Below are 23,660 nucleotides of genomic sequence, written 5' to 3'. Positions count from 1 at the left end.
TTTCTACTTTTTGTTTGCTAATGTGTCTTGCATTAATAATGCAGGGTCGAGGCGTTCACCTTGCCAATTAAATCGCCAATCTAAATGCGGCCCAGTTACACGGCCCGTAGCACCTATTTCAGCTACCTTTGTACCTTGTTCAATCTTCTGCCCTACTTTTACATCAAGCTTACTTAAATGAATATAAGTAGAAGTAACCCCATGACCATGATCTAAAATCAAAGTACCACCAGAGTAATATAAATCTGGTTCAGCAAATACCACGGTTCCACTGATCGGCGCATACACAGGTGAACCTGTTTTGTTTGCTATATCTAAACCAAAGTGTGGCCTGCGAGGTTCGCCATTAAAGTAACGTTGGCTACCATAAACACCTGAAATGCGCCCTTTTGCAGGCCTAAGTACTGGCTGTAAAAAGTATTCTAAATCAGAGTTAACAGCCCGAGCCTTTCTTACTGCGACCGCTTCACGGCTAATACGTTCACTTACCGCTTTTGGCGGCGATACGTATTTTTTAGCAACACCGGTAATTTTATCTATATCGTAATCGCGAAGAGTAATAACTAAATCTTGGCTGTGGCCTTTTCCGGTTTTATCTACCCAGCTTAATGTATGTACAGGTTTTGCATCACGGCCAAAACCAAGTACAAATAACCCATTATCAGTAAGTTTTAACGACTTACCATTGAGGCTTACCGACTTAGCGTTATCTAATTGCCCAGTTACTAGGCCGCCTTGCGTTAAATGCCCTTTTAGCTCAAGCGCCATAGCACTAAAGCTAGTTGATACAATTAACGCCGAAACTAATAAGGATTTAAGCATAACTAATCGACCCCTTTCCAACACCTTCATAGGCGGTAATTTTAACGTCTTTTTCTGGGTGCTCTAATTTCACTTGGCTGGCAATGTAGTCAGCAATACATTCTACCGTGGTATCAATTGGTAAAATGTCGCAACGTGATTCACTAATAGCCATTTCAAAGTAACCTTGCGCCGCAGTATACGCAAAACAAACATCATCATTTTTAGCTGAGATATGTTTTAATTCAGAAGCGTTTATTTGATCTTCACTAGTTGCTAAGTAAATATCACGCCACTTATCAGCCCACTGTTTTTGCAAACGAGGCATAGAAATACCGCCAAGGCTTATACCTATTTGTGAACGATGGCCATGAATAATACGCTGGCAATTACCATCATGCTTTTTAAGGCCGTGGCTGTAGTGATAATAAAAGCTCTGATTGTGCTCAGGTTTTAACACCAACTCAATCTTTTCAATATTATCAGGAAGCTGTGGCAGTATGGTGGCAACTAAGTACTCTGTTACTGATTCAACGGTAATCTCATCAGTATCTATTAAGCAATATGCTTCATGAGGCGCACTCATTGCTAAATGCTTATTATCAGCAAATGTACAATCTAATGTTTTGTGATCAGCAAACTCGTTAATGCTGCCGTTTATGTTGTTAGGGACAGCTAAACGGTGATCTATACACTCATCAATAATGCCTTTAATTTGCTTTTTAACTAAGCCAAAGTCTAAAACCATAGACTCTTCGTTTAGTTTGCCATGTAAAGTCAAATCAACAATCCAACTTTCGCCAACTGCACCGCGTTTATTGCATAAGTAAGAAAAATCAATCACAGTGAGTGAGTTAACAAAAAGGGTCATAAATTTCCTTTAAACTGATTAAAAGTCAGCCCCAATTATAGTGATTTCTGTTAGTAATTGCGCGGTTTAATCATACTAAAATCAGTTGCATTGACTGATTGCTTATAATTAAACCATTTTTTAACTGCTCCGAGTTGTTTAGCGTACAAGTGTACGCTAAAGTACGGGGCAATTTCTAAGCAAAGATAAAGTGTTATGGAACCTAAAAATAGCTATACAAAAGAAGATTTGATCCTTTGTGGTCAAGGTGAAATGTTTGGTGAAGGAAATTGTCGTTTGCCAAGTGACAACATGTTAATGATGGATCGTATCATTTCAATCACCGATGACGGTGGTGAACATGGTAAAGGACAGATAGTTGCAGAGCTAGATATCGACCCTAGTCTTTGGTTTTTTGACTGTCACTTTAAAGGCGACCCAGTAATGCCAGGTTGTCTAGGCTTAGATGCTATGTGGCAACTTGTAGGCTTTTTCTTAGGTTGGTCTGGTGGTCCAGGGCTTGGTCGTGCACTCGGTGTAGGTGAAGTTAAATTTACCGGTCAAATATTGCCAACAGCTAAAAAAGTAACCTACCGTTTAGACATGAAACGCGTAATTAAGCGTAAATTGTTTATGGGTATGGCAGATGGCACCGTAGAAGTAGATGGCCGCGTCATCTACGAAGCAAAAGATTTAAAGGTAGGCTTGTTCCAAGATACCAGCGCGTTTTAAGTTTAAAACACGCAACAAAAAGGCCTCCACATGGAGGCCGTTTTGCTTAAATTCGTTATGAGTTTATGTTTTGTACATATTGCGATTTTCTATTGCCTCGCGCCAACCACCTAGCCACTCAGACTTAGGATCAACTTGTTGATAAGGGCAGTGCTCTTTTGAGCGACCAGCTAAACCTGCTTTAAAACCTTGAGAATGAGCTCTTTCTAAACGATCTCTTTTCTGTCTCTTCATCGGTAAAATCCTCACCTTTATATTTATATTTTTGTAGCATAAAGTTCATCTACATTTAATAAATAGCCAACAAAAATGTTTAATTCAAACACAAAATACAATTAATTTGTTTGACTTTAACTAAGCTGCTGATGCAATGATAAATTAATTTAAAAATAAATTTATTGCTCATACTTAGTAAATTTTAACCTATTTAACTTTATTAAAATGTTCCGACATATCGGCTCAAAAACACATAAGTGTCATATTTGTGACTGGTAATATAAGCTAAAGTTCCTCATTAATTTGTAATCGAAAAATGAACAGATTTCCTTGTTTTAAAAAGATTGCTAATAAACACTTGATTAATTAAAACCGATCGGTCTAATATAAGCCATGAACAAAATATCAGCAGTTACAACTAGGCGTGGCCGCCCACCTAAAATTGCCAGAGACAACGCAGACACTAAAGCGTTGCTCCTTCGTGTGGGATTAGAAACCCTCACTGAGTTTGGTTTTAGTGCCACAGGGCTCGACACCATATTAAAAAAAGCCAAAGTCCCTAAGGGCTCGTTTTATCATTACTTTAAAAGTAAAGAAGCATTTGGCTTAGCTTTGGTTGATGCGTACGACACGTTTTTTATAGCTAAACTTAAGTTTTATTTAGAGCAACCTGAAGTACCGCCCCTAGAACGCATTGTTAACTTTACCCAAAGTGCTATAGCTGGGATGCAAAAGTATGATTACAAACGCGGTTGTTTGGTAGGAAATTTAAATCAAGAGCTCAACCATTTAAGTGACGACTTTAACGCTCGTTTGATGCAAAGCTACAATGCCTGGCAAGCACAGTTAACACAGTGCTTAGACTTGGCTCAACAGCAACACACTATTAAAGCTGATATTGATACCACACAAATGAGTGAATTTTTTTGGATTGGTTGGGAAGGCGCAGTAATGCGAGCTAAACTAACACAATCAAGCAAGCCACTGACTTTGTATACAGAAATGTTTTTACGCGCATTACTTAGGGTCTGTTGATCTTTCAATGTTAAATTTGCAGCGGTCTGTTTGGTATTTAGGCAAGGCAGAGCCTATGTGGTGTGGTTATTCCCCATAAATAGGCGATAACGCAGCATCAATGCCAAACAGGCGCTGCCCGAAGGGTTCTGCCTAGGGGCGATTTACTCTTTGTTGCCTACATGGATGTAGGTAAGGGGCGTTAGCAGGACGCGGAAGCTTTGCTCGGTTTTGACTTAGCCCACTAGGTTACAAACCTCGCGCCGTAATTAAACCGCCCCTAGTTTGAACAAATTTTAATCTACAAAGGTCATCAGACCCTTGTTAATGCATTTTTTACTATCAATTTAAAGACGATCGGTCTAAAAGGAAATCTAATGAGCAATCCTATTAAAGCTATTGTTATAGATAAGCAAGACGACAACTACAGTGCAAATTTAAGCAGCATAAACAGTGACGATCTACCAAACGAAAATGTATTAATTGACGTACTGTACAGTACCCTAAATTACAAAGATGGCTTAGCCATTACAGGTCAAGGTCCTGTAGTTCGCAGCTTTCCTATGGTACCTGGCATTGATTTAGTGGGTACAGTTACCAACAGCCATAGTAATGAATTTAAAGCTGGCGATAAGGTTATTTTAAATGGCTTTGGTGTTGGCGAAAAACATTGGGGTGGCCTTGCCCAAAAAGCGGCTCTTAGCAGCGATTGGTTAATTCCCCTACCCGCTAACTTATCTGCTAAACAAGCAATGCAAATTGGTACTGCCGGTTACACAGCGATGCTAAGCGTGATTGCCCTTGAAAAACAAGGGATCACCCCTGACTCAGGTGAAGTGTTAGTCACGGGTGCCAATGGCGGCGTAGGCAGTTTTGCTATTTATTTACTAAGCCAACTGGGTTATCAAGTAACCGCAGCAACAGGTCGCATGGAGCAAGCTGACTATTTAAAATCATTAGGCGCAACTCACGTAATTGATAGAAATGAGTTTTCAAACCCAGGTAAACCACTACAAAAAGAACGCTTTGCTGCTGCCATTGATTCGGTAGGCAGTCACACACTTGCTAATATTTGTGCCTCACTTAAGTATGGTGGCGTAGTAACAGCTTGTGGGCTTGCCCAAGGTATGGATTTACCCGCTTCTGTGGCACCCTTTATTTTACGTGGTATTTCTTTAATGGGTATTGATAGCGTAATGCGCCCTAAAGCGGATCGTGTTGAAGCATGGGATCGTTTAGCATCCCTAGTTAGTAGCGATTACTTAGATAAAATTTCGACCGAAATCACACTTGATCAAGTTATTGAAAATGCCGAACAGCTAATGCAGGGGCAAATTCGTGGTCGTGTTGTGGTTAATTGTCAAAGTTAAGCATTTTTGCTATTAAACTCTCGTTATTAAATTTATAATACTGGCTGTATTTTTAATAACGAGAGAACACCTATGAGCAACCAAGAACTTTTCAGTAATAACCCACTGCAAGGCGTTAAATTAGAGCAAGTGGTTGAAGAACTGGTTGAGCAATATGGGTGGGAACTCCTGCACGCCTACTTACAACTCAACTGCTTCAAAAATAACCCTGACATTAAATCTGCGGTTAAATTTTTACGTAAAACCGAGTGGGCACAACAAAAGGTAGATAATTTCTATTTGTATCGCCTAAAAAACTTACCACGTCCAGATGATGTGCAATACGAATTGCCACCCCGCGACCGTATTATCCCTGAAGGTGATAAGCCAGGTGAACCATGCGAGTTAAGTTTTTCTGATGCTAAGCGTATTCAAGAGAAAAAAGCAGCCAAGCAACGTGCCCGTACTCGTAAACAACGTTCAAATTCAAGTAACCCTTGGGGCAACTAAGCTAATTTCATAAAAGAGCTAACTTTATTGTTAGCTTTTTTGTTTTTGCTTATTGTCTTGTCCTGAAATGTGTTTACACATTTAGGACTTATTTTATGAAAACCACTAAAACTAAAGACGTTAAGCGTACTCAACGAGATTATACATTAGGCTTTAAATTATCCATTGTTGAGCAAGTAGAAAAAGGCGACTTCACATATAAACAGGCGCAAAGTCATTACGGTATTCAAGGTCGTAGCACCGTTCTGGTATGGCTGCGAAAACATGGTAAATTAGATTGGTCTAAACCAACTTATATAGCCAACATGCCTAAATCAAAAGAAACCCCAGCACAAAAAATTAAACGTTTAGAGCGCGAGGTAGAGGAGTTACGCCTAAAGGATTTAATCAAAGATGAAATGATTAATATTATGGATGAAGAATATGGAGCGGGTTTGCGAAAAAAGTACATATCCGAGCTATCACGCGCGCAAAAGAAAACCAGCAAGTAAAGCTTACTCCGTTATGCCGTGCATATGGCATAACGCGACAAGGTTACTATCAAGCTATGCGCAGAATAGATGCTCGGAATAAAGCGTTGAAGCCAGTCAAGGAGTTAGTGATGTATTGGCGGCAATTCATGCCTCGTATTGGTGGGAAGAAACTTTATCTGATGATAAAGCCAGAGCTGCAAGAGCGTGACATTAAACTAGGCCGTGATTGTTTTTTTGACTATTTGAGAGAGCATGACTTGCTTGTAAAACCAAAGAAAAATTACACTAAAACAACAAATAGTAATCATTGGATGCGCAAGTATCCCAATTTACTAAAAGAACACAAACCTACTGCGGCCGAGGAAGTCTTCGTTAGTGACATTACATACGTAAAGTCATCGCAAGGCGTGCATTACCTGTCGTTAGTCACTGATGCTTATAGTCGAAAAATAATGGGTTATGAGCTCAGTGATGAAATGAAGGCAACTGATGTAGTCAAAGCGTTAGAGATGACGATTAAGCAGCGGGTATATAAACGTAATGCTATTCATCATTCAGATAGAGGTTTACAATATTGCTCTGAAGTATATCAAGGTATGCTATTAAAAGAGGGAATTAGGCCATCTATGACCGATGGATATGACTGTTATCAAAACGCATTAGCTGAGCGTATTAACGGGATATTAAAACAAGAGTTTCTACTGTATAAATGTCGTAATATGGCAGAGTTAAAAGAGCTCGTTGAAGAATCGATATTTATATACAATGAAATGCGACCGCACTTAAGTTTGAATATGAAAACACCAAATCAAGTGCATAAAAAAGACCTGGCGCTTTCGCACCAAGTCTTTCATTAAAACCGTCAACCTATTTCAGGACGGGACATATTGAGGAAATTAATAGCCTCGATGTTTCCAAAAATCATTTTCCGTTCTAGTCTGTTCATCAGTTAGATTAAATGTCTTATCAGCAATAACTTTTCCTGCTAATGATAAGGTCATGCGCCAGTTACCTATTTTATCTTCTATAGGCTCCCATATCGTATCTCTCCTAAATAAAACGACCAATCGTTATCTTTAACATATACAGTGCCCTCAAAAGGCTGCATTTCTTCGCCATCGGTATCTATAATACCGGGATGATAAATACAATAATGGAGCTTTACGCCTTTAGCTTTTTTGATATTTATTATTAAACCAAATTCTACATCAAGTTCTGCTTTTACTTGCGTAGTGAATTGCGTGATTTGCGGTAGTGATTTACTGGCTTTGTCCCAGTGGGTATATATGCCGTAACTTTGTAATGTAATTTGTGGTTTAGATTTTGCCATTGAACTTTCTATCTTTTCTTTCTATTGTTAAGCCACCAGCCTCAGCGAGTGATTTATTAATTAAGTAGTTGTTTTGGATTTTTAGGATAATAATTGCTGGGTTGCTGCTCACATAAACTAAACTCGCGGGTATTTTTATAAGGCAACTTCATAAAACCAGCCACCCCCACATCGGTTATATTAACCGCGTACTGCATGAGTTTATTTAGCAAACGTTTAAATTCAACTTCTTTACTAGCATCGAGTAATCGATAGTAATGGTGAATTTTCATCCTATCCGGTAGCGCTTCAAAAATAATACAACCCGTATGATGTATCTGGTTTAGCTCAAATACACATTTAATCACCTTTTTAGGCAGTTGCAGTTGCTCATCGGGATCTTTACCATCTTCAAAATAGGAATGCGGACGGGTTACCTCGCTGGCTTTTACATTAACCACTTCATAGTCAAGCTCTGGTAACTGGTTAAATTTGAACGCACCGGTACCATCGCGCTCTAGTTGAATCGTTTTACGGGCATCAAATAAACAACACTTAAATAAGCCCTTTTGATTAATAGCCTGCGCTAACATCACTGTATTGTTTACCGCATCAGTAAATGCGGTTGCTAGGGTTTCATCGTGCATAATAAGTGATGACTCAACATACAAAGATTCATCTTTCCAATGAAAACTCAGCCCCCCTACTACAGGATACTTCGCTAAGCGACTAATAGACGCTAAAAACGCTTTTTCGGTATCTCCGGTATCAAATAAAAATTCTTTATAATACCTATCTAACTGAGCATCGTTTACATCGAGTAATTGCTGTTTATGATCGGCTTGGCGTAAAAACTGTTTTCGCGAACTGTATACAACGGTTTCGGGCTCAGGATCTTGGCTAAACCAAAAAGGAATACGTGCTTTGGTGTCTTGCTTTGGTAGTTCTGGTAAGAACGCTTTTGCCATGGTTTCTATGTTACGCATAAAGTAGTCACCGGCTTTGTCCCTTACACTACGCTCTTTTGAAAGCATGCCGTCAATTACATTCGCCAGCTCTTTAGGAAGCATTAAACTACTGGCCGGAATAGCCTGAGCGCCAAATCGACAAGACTGTGCTGATGCTAGTGCATACAGAGTTGATGCAACCCCCTGCTCATCAAAACGAGGGGATGACTTTTCACCAGACATTTGCGCATCACCAATAAAATACACATCACCCATTCTTGCGTTAGTGGTGCTTAAATCGCCCGACATTAAATCCATAAAATTACTGGCAATTGGGTTCCCTTGTTCATCTACTTGAGCATATACCGAGCTTCCCCAGTCAACCAATGAAAGCTGCTTGGCATTTTCATCCCACACTAAATTAGAGGGTTTAATATCGCCATGCACAATAGGTTGTGGGCTTAATCCATTTTTATGATGGCGTAAATCAAGCAACACGTTTCTTAATTTAACCGCTAAGTTCATTATTTTTGCAGCAGATAGTCGCCCTTGCTTTAGCGATACTTTTTCAAGGTCTTCACCTATTGCACGGGCCATCATTAAAATGCCCTGTTTTTTAACCCGCTCAAAACCATAAAATTTTGGTATTAGCGGATTATCAATTTGAGACAGCATATATGCTTCGTCTTCAAGGCGATCTCGCACACTTTGCGCCAGCGTAATTCTAGAAAACTTAAACACCCAAGGCAGGCCATGTTCATCATCACCCGCAAATACAAAGCCAAACGCACCCGAACCAATCATTTCAACATTTTTATAGCCAAGTAATGTTAGCTGTTTAATACAAATGTTAAGCCATTGGCGATGCTTTTTAGCATCACGGTGCGATAACAAATAAACAGACTGTTCTTCGTTAATATAAAAGTTGCGAATTTCTTTTGCTTTCAATGCAGATTCTCTAGGTTGGTGGTTAAAAGCTGCGTAATGCCTTTATGTTTGATAGTAACGCGGCCGTTATTTTTATTAAACCTTTAAGGTCACTATTAACTTACAAAACTTAGTCAAAGTTATATTATTTACTAATGATTTTGACGTATATCGCTGATATTTGCGGTTTCACCGTATCCTACTTACCCATAACAGCCTAAATAGGGTAAAACACCCCTTTAAATTATTCTTAGGTTAAAAAATGAAACGTATTATAAAAGCCTCTTCAATCGCGCTTGCACTGGGTATGTGTATTAATGCACAAGCAGCAGACTTTAACTTTTCTACAAAAGTAGACAACGATGCAAACACGCTGGTTGTATTTTATAGCCAAGATGGCAACAACAGCCAATTTAAAACACTTGATAAACAATTCGATGGCCAATTACAACGTGTTATCGATATTGAAAACTTCACTGGCGATTACGCTAAAGTAGCGCAACTTGTCGCGCCAAGCAAAAGTAACTACAGCCGTATTTTGGTAGTAGGTACAGGTAAAGCTGACGAATTAGATAAAGCAAAAGCGGCTAAGTTAGGCGGTAATATTCATGCTCGCCTAGTTAAAGCTAAAGCAGGCACTGCCAGTGTTATTTTTGATGATGTAACGGGTGCAAATGATAACGCTGCACTTGCTGCTAATTTTGCCCATGGTGCAAACTTACGCGATCACCGTTTTGAAAACTACAAAAAAGAGCCAAACACTGAAACTGTTAGCTATACGTTTGATGTTGATAACACCAAGCAAACCCGCAAGCTTTACAGCCAATTAGAGAGTATTCAAGCAGGTGTATTTTTAGCACGCGATTTAACCTCAGAAGTGGCAACCGAAATGACGCCGGTTGATTTTGCCAATGCAGCCAAAGAATTAGCATCGTTAGGTGTTACTATCAAAGTGTTAGAGCCTAAAGAGCTAAAAGAGCTTGGCATGGGCGCATTAGAAGCTGTGGGTAGAGGAAGCCAGCAAGGTGCACGTTTAGTGGTAGCTCATTATAAAGGCTCTGACGATGCCCCTATTGCCCTTGTTGGTAAAGGCATTACGTTTGATTCAGGTGGTTACAGCATTAAAACCGGTGCGTCTATTGCACGTATGAAATCAGACATGGCCGGTGCTGCTGCAGTACTTGGTACTGTAAAAGCAATGGCGTTAGCTAAAGCAGATAAAAATGTGGTAGCTGTTATGGGCATGGCAGCTAATATGGTGTCGCAGTTTGCTGTTGCTCCAGGCGATGTTGTTCGCACAGCTGAAGGCTTAAGTGTAGAAATTTTAAATACCGATGCTGAAGGTCGTTTAGTACTAAGTGATGCAATGTGGTATGCACGTGAGCACTACAAACCAGAGATCATGATTGATGTTGCAACCTTAACAGGTTCTAAAATTCGTGCAGTAGGTAATGAATACGCAGCGGTATTCTCTGATGATGACACGCTAGTATCGCAACTTACCCTGGCAGGTAAACAAGTAAACGAAAACCTATGGCGCTTACCATTAGGTTATAAAGATATGTTGGAATCTGACATTGCTGATATAACAAATGTAGGCTCAGGTGGCCCTGGTGCAACCACAGCCGCTTCTTTCTTAGAGCATTTTGCTGGCGAAACCCGTTGGGTGCATATCGATATCGCTGGTAATGCATTAGTGAAAAAAGGAAAAGATGAGCTTTCACCAGGTGGTACAGGTTTTGGTGTACGTTTACTAAGCGAGTGGCTATTAGCTAACTAATCAAAATTAATTTGCTTAATTAAAAGCGCCAAAATGGTTTACTGTTTTGGCGCTTTTTTGTGTATAAATAACGTTCTTATTTATACACATTATTTTATTTAATAAGTAACAACAAAGCATATTGCTTTAACTATGTTTAGCTGGTTTAGAGAGCATTAAAGTGGCAATAACAATTAAATTTCCCACATACCATAAATCTTTAATTACAAATTGCCCTAACCGCGCCAGCAACGTACTTGAGCTAAATGCATTAGGGGCAGATAGTAAAAATGTTTGAGTCATTAAAAAAACGCTCAAGCATGCTAAACCACTAACTATAATTAGTTTTTTATTATTAAATAAAATACCAGCGCCTAGTAGTAGCGCAAATAATACATCAAACTCACCAATCACGTTCGACGCACCTTGCACGCTAAATAAACTATATAACCAAGACATAAAAGGCGAGGTTTCAACTAAGCCTGCAATGGCCTTAGCTTCAAAATCGTAAAATTTCATACCGCCAATCCATAGCAAAACCATAGCCACAGGAATAAAGTTTAAAAGGACATGCTGTTTGTCGCTTATCTTATCTTTATAAAATAAAAATAAGTATAAAGGCACTACAGCAAAGTATTTAATAATTCCCTGCCCACTGCCAATAATAGGAAAGCCTCCTAACTGAGTCATCCAGCGATTACTTGCTAATAAAGTAAGTAAAGGCACAATGCTAACAACAAGCGCTAGCAAAAATGCTGAAGTTGGCTTTATTAATTTAAAATGTGCCAATAGGGTTATTACCACTAACATAATCATGGCTGTACCACTTAGTAGACCTAGCGTATTAGTATTTAATACGCTATCGAGCTCGTAAAAGCTAAATGTCGCAATTAGCGTGTTTGGATTTGCACCGAGCGCAAACGATACACCAAGTAGTATAAAACTAAGTGCAAGTAGAAAGGTAATTGCGTTATTTGCATATGTTAAGTTCATTGTGTGCCCTTTAAATCTTTAATGACTAACAAAGACCATATTTTTACAAAAAACAATTCAACTAACGCTAAATGATTTTATAAAATGTCTGCAGACAAGATTTTATCCATTTGACTATAAATAATGGCCGCACTAAGCAAACTTTTAATGACCCCACAGGCATTCGCTGCGGTAGCAATACTAAGAGCTTTTATTACAAACCTATAAGCGCGATACCGGCGAGATATTGCATGATCTATCGGTGCCAATTATATGTAAATGGTAAACATTGGGGTGGGTTTAGAATCGGGTTTATTAGAGTATTAAACAGTAAAAAGGGAGACACTGTCTCCCTTTTTACTATTAACTTTTTTATTATTTAGGCAAACGCATTCGCGATACCGTATTATCAGCCAAAATATAATGGTGAAACAAAGCCGCAGCCGCATGTAAACCTATTACGTAATACCCCACTTCCCCTGCGGTTTCATGTATCTCTTTAATGCTTTTAGCAAGCTCATTGTTTTGAGCGGCCAATGCAGGCAACTCTAAGCCAAAAAACGGGATGGATTTACCTGCTAAACTCAAAATTAACCAACCAGCTATAGGCATTGCAAACATAAACACATACAGCGCAATATGAACAAATGTAGCTAACTTATTTTGCCATTTTGCAGGCTCAGGGTATATAGCAGGTGCTGCACCACCCACTACACGCGCAGCTAACCTCACGCTAACTAAAGCTAGCAGCGATAAACCCAACATAAAGTGCCACATTTTAAAGGCATCACGTGTTTCAGTGCCCTTTTCGAATAATTCGCGAAGTTCAATACTACCGTACACAGTAACAATTAAAATAAACATCAACCAATGCAAAGCAACAGAAAGTGTATTGTAATGAGTATCTGTATTTTTAAAATTCATAATACCTCCTAATAAACGCATTAAAGTTAAAAGCTCACTTATGCATATGAGTACATGTATACAGGCTAACCTTTAATCACTCACAGTTTAATGATCTGAAACATAAAATGAGTTACTAAGTCAGTTCAATGGTTTAATGATTCTGGAATTTAAGTATTAGTTACAATAACTGAGCAAGCTTAAAATAAACTTAAATAGTAGGCATAAAAAAACGGCAACCAAAAGTTACCGTTTTAAACAATTAACGTGTTTTAAAAGTAATAAACAGCAGTAAATATAAGAACAATGAGGTCGTCTGGCTTTGAGTAACTAATTCTTTTACAGATTGCGCTTTTATGTCTGAAGTAAAGATTTACCACATATAGTTCGACCAGCATAGTTTTTTAAAGCGCGCGAAGTATGGTAGTTGCCTTAGCGCGATTTTATTTATTGTCTACGCTTTGTTAGGTTATTGTTTCAACCGAGCCAGCTGCTTAAGGGCATGTTGATTATTCGGCAAAAATGCGAGTACTTTTTCGTAATTAGCTATCGCTTCTGGTTTATTTCCAAGTGCAGCATAGGTTTCACCTAAACTATCATAAGCATTTGCATTGTCGGGAAACAAATGAACATTTAGCTTAAATATCTCTAATGCCTTTGCTAGTTCATTTTTAGCCACATAGCGATAGCCCAAAAGATTAATTTCTTGCACATCAAACGCTGCACTTACTTTCATCTCATCCGCTAAAGTGATGGCTTGATTAAAGCCCTGTTTTTTAATCCCTTGGAAAAGTTTGAATAAGTCTTGTGACAACCCCCAACCATTTTCAGCTTTCATCTCAGGGTAATAAAAGCCAGCAATTTCATCAATAAAGAATATTGGCAAGCTTCCTAGCTTATTAGTTAATACAATGATGGTTAAGTTATCTTTTGGATAAATCACCATTGAATTAGCATCACCACCACTGGCACTTACTGCTGGATGCTGCTCTCGTCCAATTGTTTGCCAACCTAGAGCGTAACCATTTTCTAAATTGCTAAAACCTGCAGTTTGACCACTCTTTAAACGCGTTGGTGACCACATTTCTTTAAGGTACTTCTCATCAAGGAGTTGTCGTTGTTGAAGCGCTATCGCGTAATTAGCAAGCTCAGTTGCGGTAGCACTCATACCCGCCGCAGTTCTAAAGAATGGGTCGAAAGTTATTTGTACCGTCTTTAGCTTTCCTTGATTGCCAGCAACGTAAGGACGAGCTTGATTAGGGACAATAGATTCAGTATGAGCAAAACCTGCAGCCAAAGTTATGGGCATATCTAGTTTAGCCAACTGATTTTTCTGAATATAATTAGAAAAAGGCTGACCCGATAACTTATCAATAATTTTACCTAACAAAATGTAACCTGTTTGGTTGTACTCAAAGCGGCTATTGGTTTCATAACGCATTGGTAAAGTAAGTACTTCTTGCCACGCAGGATCTGGCTGACCATTAGAAATTAAATCAACCCAATGACCATTTAATATTTTAGGTAAACCAGAAGTATGGCTTAGCAGTTGACGGATAGTCAGCGGTTGCCATGCTTTAGGCAAATCATCTAAATGCTTTGAAATTGGATCGTTAACCGATAACTTGTTTTCAGCGGCAAGTTGCATAATTGCAACGCCAGTAAAAGCTTTAGTCATCGAAAAAATAGGAAAAGGGGTATGGTTTTGTACCGTGACCTGGTCTTGTAAGTTCGACAGGCCGTAACTGGCTTTTTTTATCAGCCTATTGTCTTTCACGATTGCCAGTTGTAATCCTGGAATATTAGCTGTGCGCATTTTCTCTAGTAAAAAGTCATCTATTTCATCGGCCTTTACCTGTGGTAGTAGGCTGGTAAGTAATAATGTGCTTAATGATAAAATGTGTAAGCTGCAACGAATGTTTTTCCTAAACATTGGAACGCGTTTTCCTTAATTGTAATAGTTTAGATAGAATACCTTTTATAAATAAAAATATTCAAAGGTAAATATATGGCTCGAAGTTAGTTATACATTTATACTCGAGTATCAGCGCTTATAGTTTAGCAAAATACGTATTAAAGACAATTGCTTAGATTTTTATACTAAGCAATGTTTTAAAGCGACAGCCACTTTAGTGAACGAACAAAATGCTAATATCAGTTCTCGGTGTTTAAGCGTCACAACGAAGAAACTTTAACGCCAGTCATTTGCAGCTCACCATTTGGCCTTGTCAAAATAAAGCGCGGGCTGACCATCTGCAAATTACTATGTATTAAGTTTAAAAACTGGATCCCCCCAGTTTGAGTGCTTCTTCCTGTTGTGTTTTCGCCAACCAATGGCGCAATTGAAAAATCTTGTAGGGTGTTAGCAAACACAATTGCTGACGAATAAGTGTAAGCCCCTATTTTTACAGCAACATCCCCGGTAAAAAAGTTTGCAAGCTTAGGTTCTGGCTGTATAAAACGCGTGTTTTCACCAGACTCAATTTCACCTGCTACTTGGCCCGGATCACGATACTTTAGCAACACCTTAGAGCGATAATGGGAAAAGTGACGATATGGTACATCCGTTATATAACGCATTACTCCAGCCATCCAAAAGTCATCATCGCCACCGCCATTATTACTGATATCAATCACTAGGTGCTTTATGTTTTTTTCTTTTAGCTGAGTAAAAGTGGCGTCCATAAAAGCAAGGTATTGCTTAAAATCAGGCCATGAAAATGAATTAACTGTAAGGGTTGCCGTCTCACCTGTGTACTCAACATGAAAAGTATCTACAAATGAGCGTTCAACCATGCTTTGTGGCAAGGTTTTGCTCGCTGCTAGCGTGAGCTCTCCATCTGCTAAGGTAATGCTAAATTGCTCTGAGTAGCCAAACGTTAAATAAAATAAACGATGAAATTGACGCGCTAATACCTCTTGTCTAAATTCATCAGTATCACCATGTGTGCGGCGTAATAACTGCTCCATTACTTGCTCATATGGCACGCCATTAATCGCCTTTATTTGCTGCTCAGCATGGCCACTCTTGGTACCACCCGTGTTAGATTTTATATAAAGTTGCTGGTTTACAATCGCAACTTCAAATGGGAAAAGCCCCAACCCACCACTGACCCATTTACGCCATTGCGACGTTGAAGCATGCCCTACTTTTAAGTGTCCATCAGCCAATGTTGAATTTAATACCGCTAAACGGGCCCATAATTCCCGCACGCTAAGTTCATCGGTAATATTTGCGGTTATAGTATTTAGTTGTAAGTAAAAAGCATCAATATCAGCCACACTATGTTTTAAATCAGGGTGCGTACTGTGCAGCCATTGTGACCATTGCGCAACGTCTTGCTTTGCGTATTGAGGAGTGATTATTTGTTCAAAAGGTAGGTTAGTAGCTTGCACGGGCTTAATACCCACAAAGCTTACTAAAACCAATAATGCTATATTTAAAACCTGCTTTAAGTAGTTCATACAAAACCTTTATTATTTGCTTTAAAACTTAGTCGCAAAAACTGTTAAAAAGGTTTAAATACAAAGTAAAAATGTTTTTATCTAGATAATAATTTAAGTGTCTTTTTCGTAGCCCGCAATGATTGTTACGTGAGATACAGACACGTCAAAGAATTGAGCTTTTACCTTTAAATACTCAGGATCAGAAAAGAAGCTTTCTGAGACGGTTTTATTTGGGAAATGAATTGTAAAAACTCGATTAATAGGAGTATCAACTTTTGAAAGAAGAACCTGCGAAACTACAAAATCAAAACCGAAACCGCCACCAAAAGCACTAAGAATGGGTGCCATAGCCGCTCGATAGTCTGAATACGCGCCATTGTCCGAAACTTCCAAGCCAACTAAAAATTCATACATTTTGTAACCTATTATGTTAAAGACTAAACTAATCCATCACGCCCAAATAATAGGCAAATTCCAGAAACAAACTAGAAGAAACACAGAAACAAACTAGACATCCATTTTAATTTTGCAAGCAAAAGCTAAGTTCTTATATTTATTTTATAGGTTAATAATTTATGCTTTACGACTACGTTACTTTCGTTTCATCTAGCAAATAAGCCATTATTACTCTTAAATCTAAATTCCACGCATCAAAAATAACTGCATGATGCAGTTTCAACTTTTCTACTGAGTAATTTAAAGTTTATGCTAATAGCTTTTCACAATTACTTGTATTGGCTCGCCGTTTTCGATTCAAATTTTCACAATAACTTGCTTGTGAGGTCGGCCTGCCAACTGCGCCGTGAAATACGCGTGTAAATTGTGTGGTGAGTTTTAACCAGTTTTCCGGAGATATATTGAGTCTTTCCAGTAAAGGAAGTTGGGTGTTATCAATATGGCCGCGTTTATCTTCTCGTATTATTCTCCCTGTTAATTCAACTAATTCAAGATACGACTTAAGCACAAACGGCAGCCCTTTTGGCATAACTTGACGTGACATACCTGCAAAGCGAAGTAGTTGTTTTGGCTGCTTGCCTTCTTTTGCGTATATTAAGCGTTTTTGTAAACTGGTATGGTGAGACTCTTCTGGAGTGATAGCCATCTTAGCCCTGATAGGGTTTAAATCGACGTATGCAATACACGCGGCAAGCGCCGCTTCATCAAGGAGTGCTTGTGATTTAAAGCCACCTTCCCATAAATTTATAGGGAATAAATTTGAATGCCGTTAGGCAGCCCGAAGGGTGAGCGCCATGGATGGCAGCGAATAAAACCTGCCAGTGCAGTTATCTTCTTTATTTGCTCTGCGCGCAATGTCTTCATTTAACGACCGCATAAACCAGCTAATACTTGATAAGCGCTCTCGGTATTCCTTTACTGTTTGATTAAAAAAGATAAGTTCAGCTTTACTTAGCTTCTCACCCTGTATGTACTTTTGCGTGAGTACAGTGCCCTTACAAAGTTTATGCCAGCGAATAACAATTGCTTTATCATTAAGCCGGTTCGCTTTTTTATCATCAACATACAGGACTAAATGGGTGTGGTTACTCATAACGGCATAAGCACAGACGTCAATACAAAATATCTTGGCTAACTCAAGCAATTTGTCTTCAACCCACCCTCTGCGATGCTCGTAAGATTGACCAGTAAAATGGTCCTAACCGCACAAAAATGCACGGCGTACGCAACGTGATATACAGTGGTAGTAATTTGTATCAACCAAACTTACTTGACGCTTTCTTGCGATTGCCATAAGACACCCTGCTTATTTTTCATGCTGATAAAAGCCTAGTACTGAGTTCACCAAACTGCAAAAATTAGAGTGGGTGTCTAGTTTATTTGTTTATTTCTAAAAAATCGGACAGCTTACGGAGTCAGATTTGATACGCTTATTAGGACTTCTGTAGCTGAAGCCAAACTTTACTAAGGAAAGATCTATTCCTTTGAACTGGATATTTACATTTGAAAAATGAAACTTTGGGATAATCAGAAACAGTTAACAGCCAATTATCGTCTTTTTCAAAAAAGAGAATCTTATTGAGTCCAACCCAATAATAAGAGGGGTATTAAATATTCCGGAAGTATAATTAGCTGAAAGCTCTAATGTATCGTTTATATTTAGCTTATTATCAATAAGGTAAATATACAAAGCCTCTTCTAAGGGGTTGCCTTCTGTAATGAATAAGAGATATTTATCATCGACAGTGTACTGTGCTTCCAAAACTCCTCCTATGACTTGGATCGAAGCATTTAACGTCGAATTATTGAGTATAATCTGCGGAGATATATTCCCAGTATTTTCAACTTTCAATACTTCAAATATATTTGTTTCTCTAATTTCCATTAGAAAAACCATCCAAAAGATACATCTGCACCAAGAGCACCTAAAGCTCCCCCAACAAATACTCCAACAGTAACGCATACTGGAGCACCTGGGCCACAAGCTAACCCTGCCAGCACACCTCCTGCTGCACCTCCCGCGAAACCACCACCGATAACAACTCCTTCTCTAGCTGTAGCTTTGGCTTTATCGTCTGCAACAGCAATATTATAGACTGCAACCCCAAGTGTTACTAAAAGTAATCCTCTTCCTAGTTTTGTATATTTCTGTGCGGCAGAATTTACGGCAGGTCTTGGTCTGCCTGAACTTTCAATAATTTCCAAATAGACTTGATTTTTTTGCAAGTTTGATAATTTTAAAAATGACTTCCCATATTTATTTTGTGAATACTTCTCGGTTAAATCAGTGAGCGTAAGCCCTGTTTTTTTCAAGCTAACTGCCTTCGCCTTTCCTAAGTCACTTGTTCGTAAGCGTTGAGCTTCAAGTATTTGATTACGTATGACCTGTACTTGCTTTGCAGCGTCTTCAGCAGAGATAGCTCCCGAAGTAACCCTAGCACGATATTCAATTGCCACCTTCTTGGTTTGATTGACATAGCTCATCCTCACCTTTCCATCATTAATAAACCTATGAGCAAAATTCATTGCTGCAGATTCCATCTGTGATAAAGATCCTTCTAACATAGATCTATCATATCCTTGATTCATTCGATTACTCCTTTGAAGTCCTAACAATTTTGTCTACGACATTTGTCTTTTTATAAACCAAAAAATGTTTATATATTACAATGTATTTACCTTAACCATCAAATAAATACCTGTAAACAATTAGTTAAATTTAAGTTTTTTTCCTTAATGTAGAAATACACTGAAATGGTGGAGAACAGTAATATTGGACAGAACAATAAGTACTGTCTATATACACAGTTAATTTTTTACTAAAGATCCATATCATGAAATCACCTTTTTAACTATGATAGCCGAACAAATGTATCTAAAGCGTTATGCAAAAAGTACCATTAAAGCGTATTTATACTGGGTGGCTTCGTCTATTCGTTTTAACTCTATGAGGCACCCAACAACGATGGAAGACAATGAGGTCGAACTTTTTAGAATCACTTAGTCAACCAACAAAATGTTGCTCCTAACACTCAAACACAAGCCTTAAATGCGTTGAGCTTTTTATTTAAAGAAGCGATTAAAAAGCCACTTTCATTATCATTAGGTTTTTTTAAGAGCAAACGAGCAACTAAACTACCGATAGTTTTAACGTAATAATAAATAAATAATTTTTTTAAAGTGTGCTCTGTGAAGCATTATTTACACTGTGGATTACATTATGGTAGCGGTATGCGCTTAATGGAGGTACTGCGGTTAAGGGTACATCAGCCCTTTTTCAAGATTATAAACTTCCCGATTTAAAACAAAAAAGCACAGCCCACAAGCGCCATGCTTTTTTTAAATAAACCTTAATCCAGTTCGGTTTACAAACGAATACCGCCGTCTATCTCTACCACGCGACCAGTAAAAAAGTCGTTTTCGATAATGTACTGGGCGGTATGAGCTATTTCAGCGGTTTCACCTAAGCGCCCTACTGGTGTTACAGCAAGCATGCGCTGTTTAGCTTCTGGCTTCATTGCATCGGTCATCGCGGTGCTAATAACACCTGGGGCAATGGCGCCAACGCGAATACCAAAACGGCCAAGCTCTTTAGCCCATGTAGTGGTGAGTGCCACAACACCTGCTTTTGATGCTGCGTAATTTGTTTGGCCAATATTACCCGCACGCGCTACGCTCGACATGTTTACAATTACGCCGCCTTTGCCTGATTCAATCATGTGGCTTGCCGCTTCGCGCCCTGCTAAAAATACGCCTGTTAAGTTAACGTCAATCACTGATTGAAATTGATCAAGCGACATTTTTTTAACCACTTTGCCATCTTTGGCTTTTATAAACATGCCATCGCGTAAAATGCCGGCGTTATTAATTAATACCCCAATGTGACCAAAGTCACTGTTAACGGTATTAAATACGTCTTCAACTTCGCTCTCTACGGTTACATTAGCGCTGTAGCCTTTAATAGTGCCTGTTACGCCTGCTAATGCAGATAGCTGCTCGGTTGCTTCATTTAATTGGGCTTGCGCCATATCAATTAAGGCTATATTAGCGCCCATTAAGGCAAACTTTTGCGCCATAGCAAAGCCTAAGCCTTGTGCGCCACCGGTAATAACTACGGTATTATTTTTTATCTCCACAATACTTTCCTACTTCGAAAACAATTTAAAAATGGCACTAAAATCATCACTGCCTGCACCTTGGTGCTGAATCATAGTGTATAAATTTTTAGCCATTGAGCCCATTGGCGTTAGTGAATTACTTTGTTGCGCCGCTTCCATAGCAAGGCCTAAATCTTTAGCCATTAAATCAACCATAAAGCCGGGTTTATAGTCGTTACTAGCTGGTGCGGTTTCCATAACACCTGGGCAGGGGTTATAAAGTTCTAACGTCCAGTTACGACCCGAACTTGCGCTCATTATGTCGCTGAGTACTTTTGCGTCGAGGCCGTTATTAATTCCCATTTGAATGGCTTCACTGGTGCCTGCCATTAAAATACTCAACAGCATATTGTTACATATTTTAGCAACTTGCCCTGCACCAATATCACCGGCATGGAATATGTTTTTACCCATATCGACTAATACCGTATTTGCTTTATCGAATGCAGCTTGCTCACCACCCACAATAAAGGTTAACGTGCCCGCTGTTGCGCCTGCTACACCACCCGATACCGGTGCATCAACAAACGCAATGCCTTGCTCGCCAAGGGCATGGCCTACATCACGAGCCGATTGTGCATCTATGGTTGAACAATCAATCACTAACGTGCTTTTACTTAGTACTTTAATTAAACCCGGTTGTTCGTCTGTGCCTAAATAAAGTGATTTAACATGTTTGCTTGCCGGTAGCATGCTAATTAGCACATCAGCCTCGTGCGCACAGTCACTGGCGCTTTGCGCCGCACTAGCCCCATGATTCACAAGCTCTTTAACGGCCTCTGCACTTAAGTCAAACACGCGCACACTGTGGCCAGCTTTAACTAAGTTTGCTGCCATTGGGCCGCCCATGTTTCCTAAACCAATAAATCCTATATTAAGTTTACTCATCGCTTTACCCTTGTAAATTTAGTTGTGAAAAGTACGGCTCTAGCGGATGTTGCTCGCCAAAGCGATTTGCAAAAAAGCTCTCTACTACTTCGTTTGGCACATCCTTAAGGGTTTTAAATTGCCACTGTGGCGCACCGTCTTTATCGATTAGTAAGGCACGTACACCTTCTTGAAACTCGCCCACTTCGCCAGCACGAACCGACATGACCAATTCCATTTTAAAACAGTCAGCTAAGTTTTTGCCTTTGCTGTGTTTGAGCTGCTCACTCACTAAGGCACAACTTAATGGGCAACCATGCGCCAACGATTTTTGTGCGCGTTGTAGCCATTTATCCTCAGTGTTTAGATTTAAAATGTAATCGACCTGCTGCTGTAACGTGCCAAACTCGCCAAGCTTTTGAACCAAGGTTAAGTTTGCTTTTAAATTGCCTTTTGGCATACGGCTAAAGTTGTTATCTAACTCAATAAGCAAGGTACTTAGCTTGTCGTGATTTAAACTTGCTGTTTTACCCCATTTAGTATTGAGTAATGCTTCAACAAGCTCTGGGTATTTATCAGCATTTACAAAGTGATCGGCAAGCGATACAAGCTTAGCGTCTTCACAATTAATTGATGCTGAGGTCAGCCCTAAAAACAAACCAACATGGGCGGGCATTTTATGTAAAAAATAACTGCCGCCTACATCAGGGTAAAGCCCAATAGTTTGCTCTGGCATAGCAATGCGTGATGTTTCGGTAACCACACGATGACTAGCACCGGCCATTAAACCTAAACCGCCGCCCATTACAATACCGTTACCCCAGACTAAAATGGGTTTGTTGTAGCAGTGAATTAGGTAATCGAGCTGATACTCTTGAGTAAAAAACTCTTCAACCAGTGAGCTCGGTTTACCTTCACTCATTGCTTTGTGTAAGCTCACTACATCGCCACCGGCGCAAAATGCTTTTTCACCTGCGCCTTTAAGTACCACTAATGCAATATTATCGTCTTTGTCCCATTGCTGTAGTTGCGGCTCGAGTAAGCTGATCATCTCAAAATTTAACGCGTTTAATGACTTAGGCGCGTTAAGCGTTGCAAAACCAATGAGTCGGCCATTGTCTGTGGTTGCCGTTTCAAATACCACGGCAGCATCAGCTGAATTTAAACGGGTTAATTCACTCATTAGCCATTCACCCAATTAGCTTTACGCTTTTCTAAAAAGGCGTTAACGCCCTCTTGCTGATCTTCGGTATCAAATAAACCAACAAACAGTTCACGTTCCAGTGGCAATGCATTTGCCATAGGTTGATGACGCCCTTTTTGAATCAATGTTTTACATGCAGCAACCGACGATGGGCTTTGATCTGCTACTTGGTTTGCTAGTTTTAGTGCTGCTGCAAAGCTTTCACCTTGTGCAACCACTTCTTCCACTAAGCCAATTTGTAGGGCTTTATCGGCTTTTAAGCGCTCACCGCATAAAATCATGCGTTTTGCCCAGCCTTCGCCCACTAGCCATGCTAAGTTTTGCGTTCCACCGGCACAGGGTAATAAACCCACTTTTGCTTCAGGCAATGCCATTTGTGCTTGCTCTTCTGCAATACGAATGTCGCAAGCAAGCGCTACTTCAAGCCCGCCACCCATTGCATAGCCATTAATGGCTGCAACCGACACGCCTCTAAAATTAGTTAGCGCTTCAAACGCTTCACCAAATACACATGACATATCTGCGGCGACACCTTTATCGCCACTGGCAAATACATTTAGGTCGGCACCGGCGCTAAAAAACTTCTCGCCTTCACCAGTCAGTACTAATGCATAAATATTTTTATTGGTGTTGAGCTGATTAACTGTGTCTTTAAGCGCCACTAAGGTGTCTTTCGTCCAGGTATTCGCTGGCGGATTCGACATAGTTAAAATAGCAACATGACCTTCAATAGTTAACTCAATGCTAGGATTTGACATACTAATCTC

General features: G+C 39.4%; 21 protein-coding genes and 4 pseudogenes. 8 read left to right on the top strand and 17 right to left on the bottom strand.

Annotation, left to right across the window (positions count from 1 at the left end):
• Window positions 1–3: 3 nt before the first annotated feature.
• Both AC0L7Q_RS07320 and AC0L7Q_RS07315 read right to left on the bottom strand, forming a co-directional pair.
• Window positions 4–822, bottom strand: coding sequence for a M23 family metallopeptidase (locus tag AC0L7Q_RS07320; protein WP_413402007.1), 819 nt, complete (start codon window positions 820–822; stop codon window positions 4–6).
• A complete protein-coding gene (locus AC0L7Q_RS07315; RefSeq protein WP_413402005.1) occupies window positions 815–1,672 on the bottom strand; it encodes a 6-carboxytetrahydropterin synthase in 858 nt (285 codons plus the stop codon). Before AC0L7Q_RS07315 ends, AC0L7Q_RS07320 begins: the two co-directional genes overlap by 8 nt.
• Window positions 1,673–1,867: 195 nt before the next feature.
• Here AC0L7Q_RS07315 and fabA point away from each other — a divergent pair, with 195 nt between their 5' ends.
• Window positions 1,868–2,383, top strand: coding sequence for a bifunctional 3-hydroxydecanoyl-ACP dehydratase/trans-2-decenoyl-ACP isomerase (fabA, locus tag AC0L7Q_RS07310; protein WP_010389976.1), 516 nt, complete (start codon window positions 1,868–1,870; stop codon window positions 2,381–2,383).
• Window positions 2,384–2,446: 63 nt separating this feature from the next.
• Here fabA and rmf read toward each other — a convergent pair whose 3' ends face one another.
• Window positions 2,447–2,617: a ribosome modulation factor gene (gene rmf / locus AC0L7Q_RS07305; protein ID WP_008114656.1), complete on the bottom strand. Its 171-nt coding sequence runs from the start codon at window positions 2,615–2,617 to the stop codon at window positions 2,447–2,449.
• A 375-nt stretch (window positions 2,618–2,992) separates the two neighbouring features.
• Between rmf and acuR the strand changes: the two genes are divergently transcribed.
• The 4 genes from acuR (at window position 2,993) to AC0L7Q_RS07285 (ending at window position 6,802) form a co-directional block, all read left to right on the top strand.
• The gene (gene acuR / locus AC0L7Q_RS07300) at window positions 2,993–3,634 is read left to right on the top strand and encodes an acrylate utilization transcriptional regulator AcuR (protein WP_413402002.1); all 642 of its coding nucleotides are present in this window, start codon (window positions 2,993–2,995) and stop codon (window positions 3,632–3,634) included.
• A 356-nt stretch (window positions 3,635–3,990) separates the two neighbouring features.
• The gene (gene acuI, locus AC0L7Q_RS07295) at window positions 3,991–4,983 is read left to right on the top strand and encodes an acrylyl-CoA reductase (NADPH) (RefSeq protein WP_413402000.1); all 993 of its coding nucleotides are present in this window, start codon (window positions 3,991–3,993) and stop codon (window positions 4,981–4,983) included.
• Between the two features lie 72 nt (window positions 4,984–5,055).
• Window positions 5,056–5,472 carry a VF530 family protein gene (locus AC0L7Q_RS07290; protein ID WP_008114664.1) on the top strand — a complete coding sequence of 139 codons (417 nt, stop codon included), beginning with the start codon at window positions 5,056–5,058 and terminating at the stop codon, window positions 5,470–5,472.
• A gap of 95 nt (window positions 5,473–5,567) precedes the next feature.
• Window positions 5,568–6,802 (top strand): IS3 family transposase gene (locus AC0L7Q_RS07285; protein ID WP_413401998.1). Its coding sequence is split into 2 segments (ribosomal slippage): window positions 5,568–5,919 and window positions 5,919–6,802, totalling 1,236 coding nucleotides; the frame shifts between segments, so codons are not numbered across the junction.
• A gap of 39 nt (window positions 6,803–6,841) precedes the next feature.
• Here AC0L7Q_RS07285 and AC0L7Q_RS07280 read toward each other — a convergent pair.
• Window positions 6,842–7,275 (bottom strand): annotated as a pseudogene (locus AC0L7Q_RS07280) (DUF3859 domain-containing protein).
• Between the two features lie 56 nt (window positions 7,276–7,331).
• Window positions 7,332–9,149: a protein kinase domain-containing protein gene (locus AC0L7Q_RS07275; RefSeq protein WP_413401996.1), complete on the bottom strand. Its 1,818-nt coding sequence runs from the start codon at window positions 9,147–9,149 to the stop codon at window positions 7,332–7,334.
• Window positions 9,150–9,390: 241 nt separating this feature from the next.
• Here AC0L7Q_RS07275 and AC0L7Q_RS07270 point away from each other — a divergent pair, with 241 nt between their 5' ends.
• Complete coding sequence (locus tag AC0L7Q_RS07270; protein ID WP_409425396.1) at window positions 9,391–10,908, top strand: leucyl aminopeptidase; 1,518 nt, start codon at window positions 9,391–9,393, stop codon at window positions 10,906–10,908.
• 126 nt (window positions 10,909–11,034) lie between these two features.
• Here AC0L7Q_RS07270 and AC0L7Q_RS07265 read toward each other — a convergent pair whose 3' ends face one another.
• Complete coding sequence (locus tag AC0L7Q_RS07265; RefSeq protein WP_413401994.1) at window positions 11,035–11,880, bottom strand: DUF417 family protein; 846 nt, start codon at window positions 11,878–11,880, stop codon at window positions 11,035–11,037.
• Window positions 11,881–12,002: 122 nt separating this feature from the next.
• On the opposite strand from AC0L7Q_RS07265, the pseudogene AC0L7Q_RS07260 reads away from it, so the two are divergent.
• Window positions 12,003–12,242: pseudogene (locus AC0L7Q_RS07260) on the top strand (hypothetical protein); the annotation flags it as partial.
• On the opposite strand, the gene AC0L7Q_RS07255 reads toward AC0L7Q_RS07260, so the two are convergent.
• The 7 genes and pseudogenes from AC0L7Q_RS07255 to AC0L7Q_RS07225 all read right to left on the bottom strand — a co-directional run bounded on the left by AC0L7Q_RS07255 (window position 12,235) and on the right by AC0L7Q_RS07225 (window position 19,254).
• Window positions 12,235–12,783, bottom strand: a complete 549-nt coding sequence (locus tag AC0L7Q_RS07255; RefSeq protein WP_409425394.1) for a cytochrome b — start codon at window positions 12,781–12,783, stop codon at window positions 12,235–12,237. The pseudogene AC0L7Q_RS07260 and the gene AC0L7Q_RS07255 sit on opposite strands and share 8 nt — an antisense overlap.
• 448 nt (window positions 12,784–13,231) lie before the next feature.
• Complete coding sequence (locus AC0L7Q_RS07250; RefSeq protein WP_409425393.1) at window positions 13,232–14,695, bottom strand: serine hydrolase; 1,464 nt, start codon at window positions 14,693–14,695, stop codon at window positions 13,232–13,234.
• 242 nt (window positions 14,696–14,937) lie between these two features.
• Window positions 14,938–16,227, bottom strand: a complete 1,290-nt coding sequence (locus tag AC0L7Q_RS07245) for a S41 family peptidase (RefSeq protein WP_409425392.1) — start codon at window positions 16,225–16,227, stop codon at window positions 14,938–14,940.
• 93 nt (window positions 16,228–16,320) lie between these two features.
• Entirely contained in the window at window positions 16,321–16,623 is a 303-nt protein-coding gene (locus tag AC0L7Q_RS07240; protein WP_409425391.1) for a DUF1330 domain-containing protein, read from the bottom strand.
• 289 nt (window positions 16,624–16,912) lie between these two features.
• A pseudogene (locus tag AC0L7Q_RS07235) lies at window positions 16,913–17,959 on the bottom strand (transposase).
• A 243-nt stretch (window positions 17,960–18,202) separates the two neighbouring features.
• A complete protein-coding gene (locus AC0L7Q_RS07230; protein WP_409425390.1) occupies window positions 18,203–18,550 on the bottom strand; it encodes a hypothetical protein in 348 nt (115 codons plus the stop codon).
• Window positions 18,550–19,254, bottom strand: coding sequence for a hypothetical protein (locus AC0L7Q_RS07225; RefSeq protein ID WP_409425389.1), 705 nt, complete (start codon window positions 19,252–19,254; stop codon window positions 18,550–18,552). Before AC0L7Q_RS07225 ends, AC0L7Q_RS07230 begins: the two co-directional genes overlap by 1 nt.
• Window positions 19,255–19,519: 265 nt before the next feature.
• Between AC0L7Q_RS07225 and AC0L7Q_RS07220 the strand changes: the two are divergent.
• Window positions 19,520–19,932: pseudogene (locus AC0L7Q_RS07220) on the top strand (phage integrase N-terminal SAM-like domain-containing protein); the annotation flags it as partial.
• Between the two features lie 98 nt (window positions 19,933–20,030).
• Here the strand turns inward: AC0L7Q_RS07220 and AC0L7Q_RS07215 are convergent.
• Genes AC0L7Q_RS07215 through AC0L7Q_RS07200 form a run of 4 tightly spaced genes read right to left on the bottom strand, consistent with a single transcriptional unit; the run spans window position 20,031 to window position 23,651 of the window.
• Window positions 20,031–20,801 (bottom strand): SDR family oxidoreductase, encoded by a 771-nt coding sequence (locus AC0L7Q_RS07215; protein ID WP_413401989.1) that lies wholly within the window; start codon window positions 20,799–20,801, stop codon window positions 20,031–20,033.
• 9 nt (window positions 20,802–20,810) lie between these two features.
• Window positions 20,811–21,710 carry a 3-hydroxyisobutyrate dehydrogenase gene (gene mmsB, locus AC0L7Q_RS07210; RefSeq protein WP_413401987.1) on the bottom strand — a complete coding sequence of 300 codons (900 nt, stop codon included), beginning with the start codon at window positions 21,708–21,710 and terminating at the stop codon, window positions 20,811–20,813.
• A gap of 4 nt (window positions 21,711–21,714) precedes the next feature.
• On the bottom strand, window positions 21,715–22,872 hold the full coding sequence (locus AC0L7Q_RS07205; RefSeq protein ID WP_413401985.1) for an enoyl-CoA hydratase/isomerase family protein: 1,158 nt from the start codon (window positions 22,870–22,872) through the stop codon (window positions 21,715–21,717).
• On the bottom strand, window positions 22,872–23,651 hold the full coding sequence (locus tag AC0L7Q_RS07200; protein WP_250653858.1) for an enoyl-CoA hydratase: 780 nt from the start codon (window positions 23,649–23,651) through the stop codon (window positions 22,872–22,874). The genes AC0L7Q_RS07205 and AC0L7Q_RS07200 overlap by 1 nt, the downstream gene beginning before the upstream one ends.
• Window positions 23,652–23,660: the final 9 nt, after the last annotated feature.

The organism is Pseudoalteromonas sp. KJ63-1, assembly GCF_055808145.1.
The sequence above is the reverse complement of the archived record's forward strand: the minus strand, read 5'-3'. Positions and strand labels throughout refer to the sequence as shown.

What these genes read in the sequence shown, in the direction of transcription:
- AC0L7Q_RS07320 (WP_413402007.1), bottom strand. Translation starts at nt 822, where the DNA reads ATGCTTAAATCCTTATTAGTTTCGGCGTTAATTGTATCAACTAGCTTT.
- AC0L7Q_RS07290 (WP_008114664.1), top strand. Translation starts at nt 5,056, where the DNA reads ATGAGCAACCAAGAACTTTTCAGTAATAACCCACTGCAAGGCGTTAAA.
- AC0L7Q_RS07205 (WP_413401985.1), bottom strand. Translation starts at nt 22,872, where the DNA reads ATGAGTGAATTAACCCGTTTAAATTCAGCTGATGCTGCCGTGGTATTT.
- mmsB (WP_413401987.1), bottom strand. Translation starts at nt 21,710, where the DNA reads ATGAGTAAACTTAATATAGGATTTATTGGTTTAGGAAACATGGGCGGC.
- AC0L7Q_RS07315 (WP_413402005.1), bottom strand. Translation starts at nt 1,672, where the DNA reads ATGACCCTTTTTGTTAACTCACTCACTGTGATTGATTTTTCTTACTTA.
- fabA (WP_010389976.1), top strand. Translation starts at nt 1,868, where the DNA reads ATGGAACCTAAAAATAGCTATACAAAAGAAGATTTGATCCTTTGTGGT.
- AC0L7Q_RS07225 (WP_409425389.1), bottom strand. Translation starts at nt 19,254, where the DNA reads ATGAATCAAGGATATGATAGATCTATGTTAGAAGGATCTTTATCACAG.
- acuI (WP_413402000.1), top strand. Translation starts at nt 3,991, where the DNA reads ATGAGCAATCCTATTAAAGCTATTGTTATAGATAAGCAAGACGACAAC.
- AC0L7Q_RS07200 (WP_250653858.1), bottom strand. Translation starts at nt 23,651, where the DNA reads ATGTCAAATCCTAGCATTGAGTTAACTATTGAAGGTCATGTTGCTATT.
- acuR (WP_413402002.1), top strand. Translation starts at nt 2,993, where the DNA reads ATGAACAAAATATCAGCAGTTACAACTAGGCGTGGCCGCCCACCTAAA.
- rmf (WP_008114656.1), bottom strand. Translation starts at nt 2,617, where the DNA reads ATGAAGAGACAGAAAAGAGATCGTTTAGAAAGAGCTCATTCTCAAGGT.
- AC0L7Q_RS07270 (WP_409425396.1), top strand. Translation starts at nt 9,391, where the DNA reads ATGAAACGTATTATAAAAGCCTCTTCAATCGCGCTTGCACTGGGTATG.
- AC0L7Q_RS07265 (WP_413401994.1), bottom strand. Translation starts at nt 11,880, where the DNA reads ATGAACTTAACATATGCAAATAACGCAATTACCTTTCTACTTGCACTT.
- AC0L7Q_RS07255 (WP_409425394.1), bottom strand. Translation starts at nt 12,783, where the DNA reads ATGAATTTTAAAAATACAGATACTCATTACAATACACTTTCTGTTGCT.
- AC0L7Q_RS07245 (WP_409425392.1), bottom strand. Translation starts at nt 16,227, where the DNA reads ATGAACTACTTAAAGCAGGTTTTAAATATAGCATTATTGGTTTTAGTA.
- AC0L7Q_RS07250 (WP_409425393.1), bottom strand. Translation starts at nt 14,695, where the DNA reads ATGTTTAGGAAAAACATTCGTTGCAGCTTACACATTTTATCATTAAGC.
- AC0L7Q_RS07240 (WP_409425391.1), bottom strand. Translation starts at nt 16,623, where the DNA reads ATGTATGAATTTTTAGTTGGCTTGGAAGTTTCGGACAATGGCGCGTAT.
- AC0L7Q_RS07230 (WP_409425390.1), bottom strand. Translation starts at nt 18,550, where the DNA reads ATGGAAATTAGAGAAACAAATATATTTGAAGTATTGAAAGTTGAAAAT.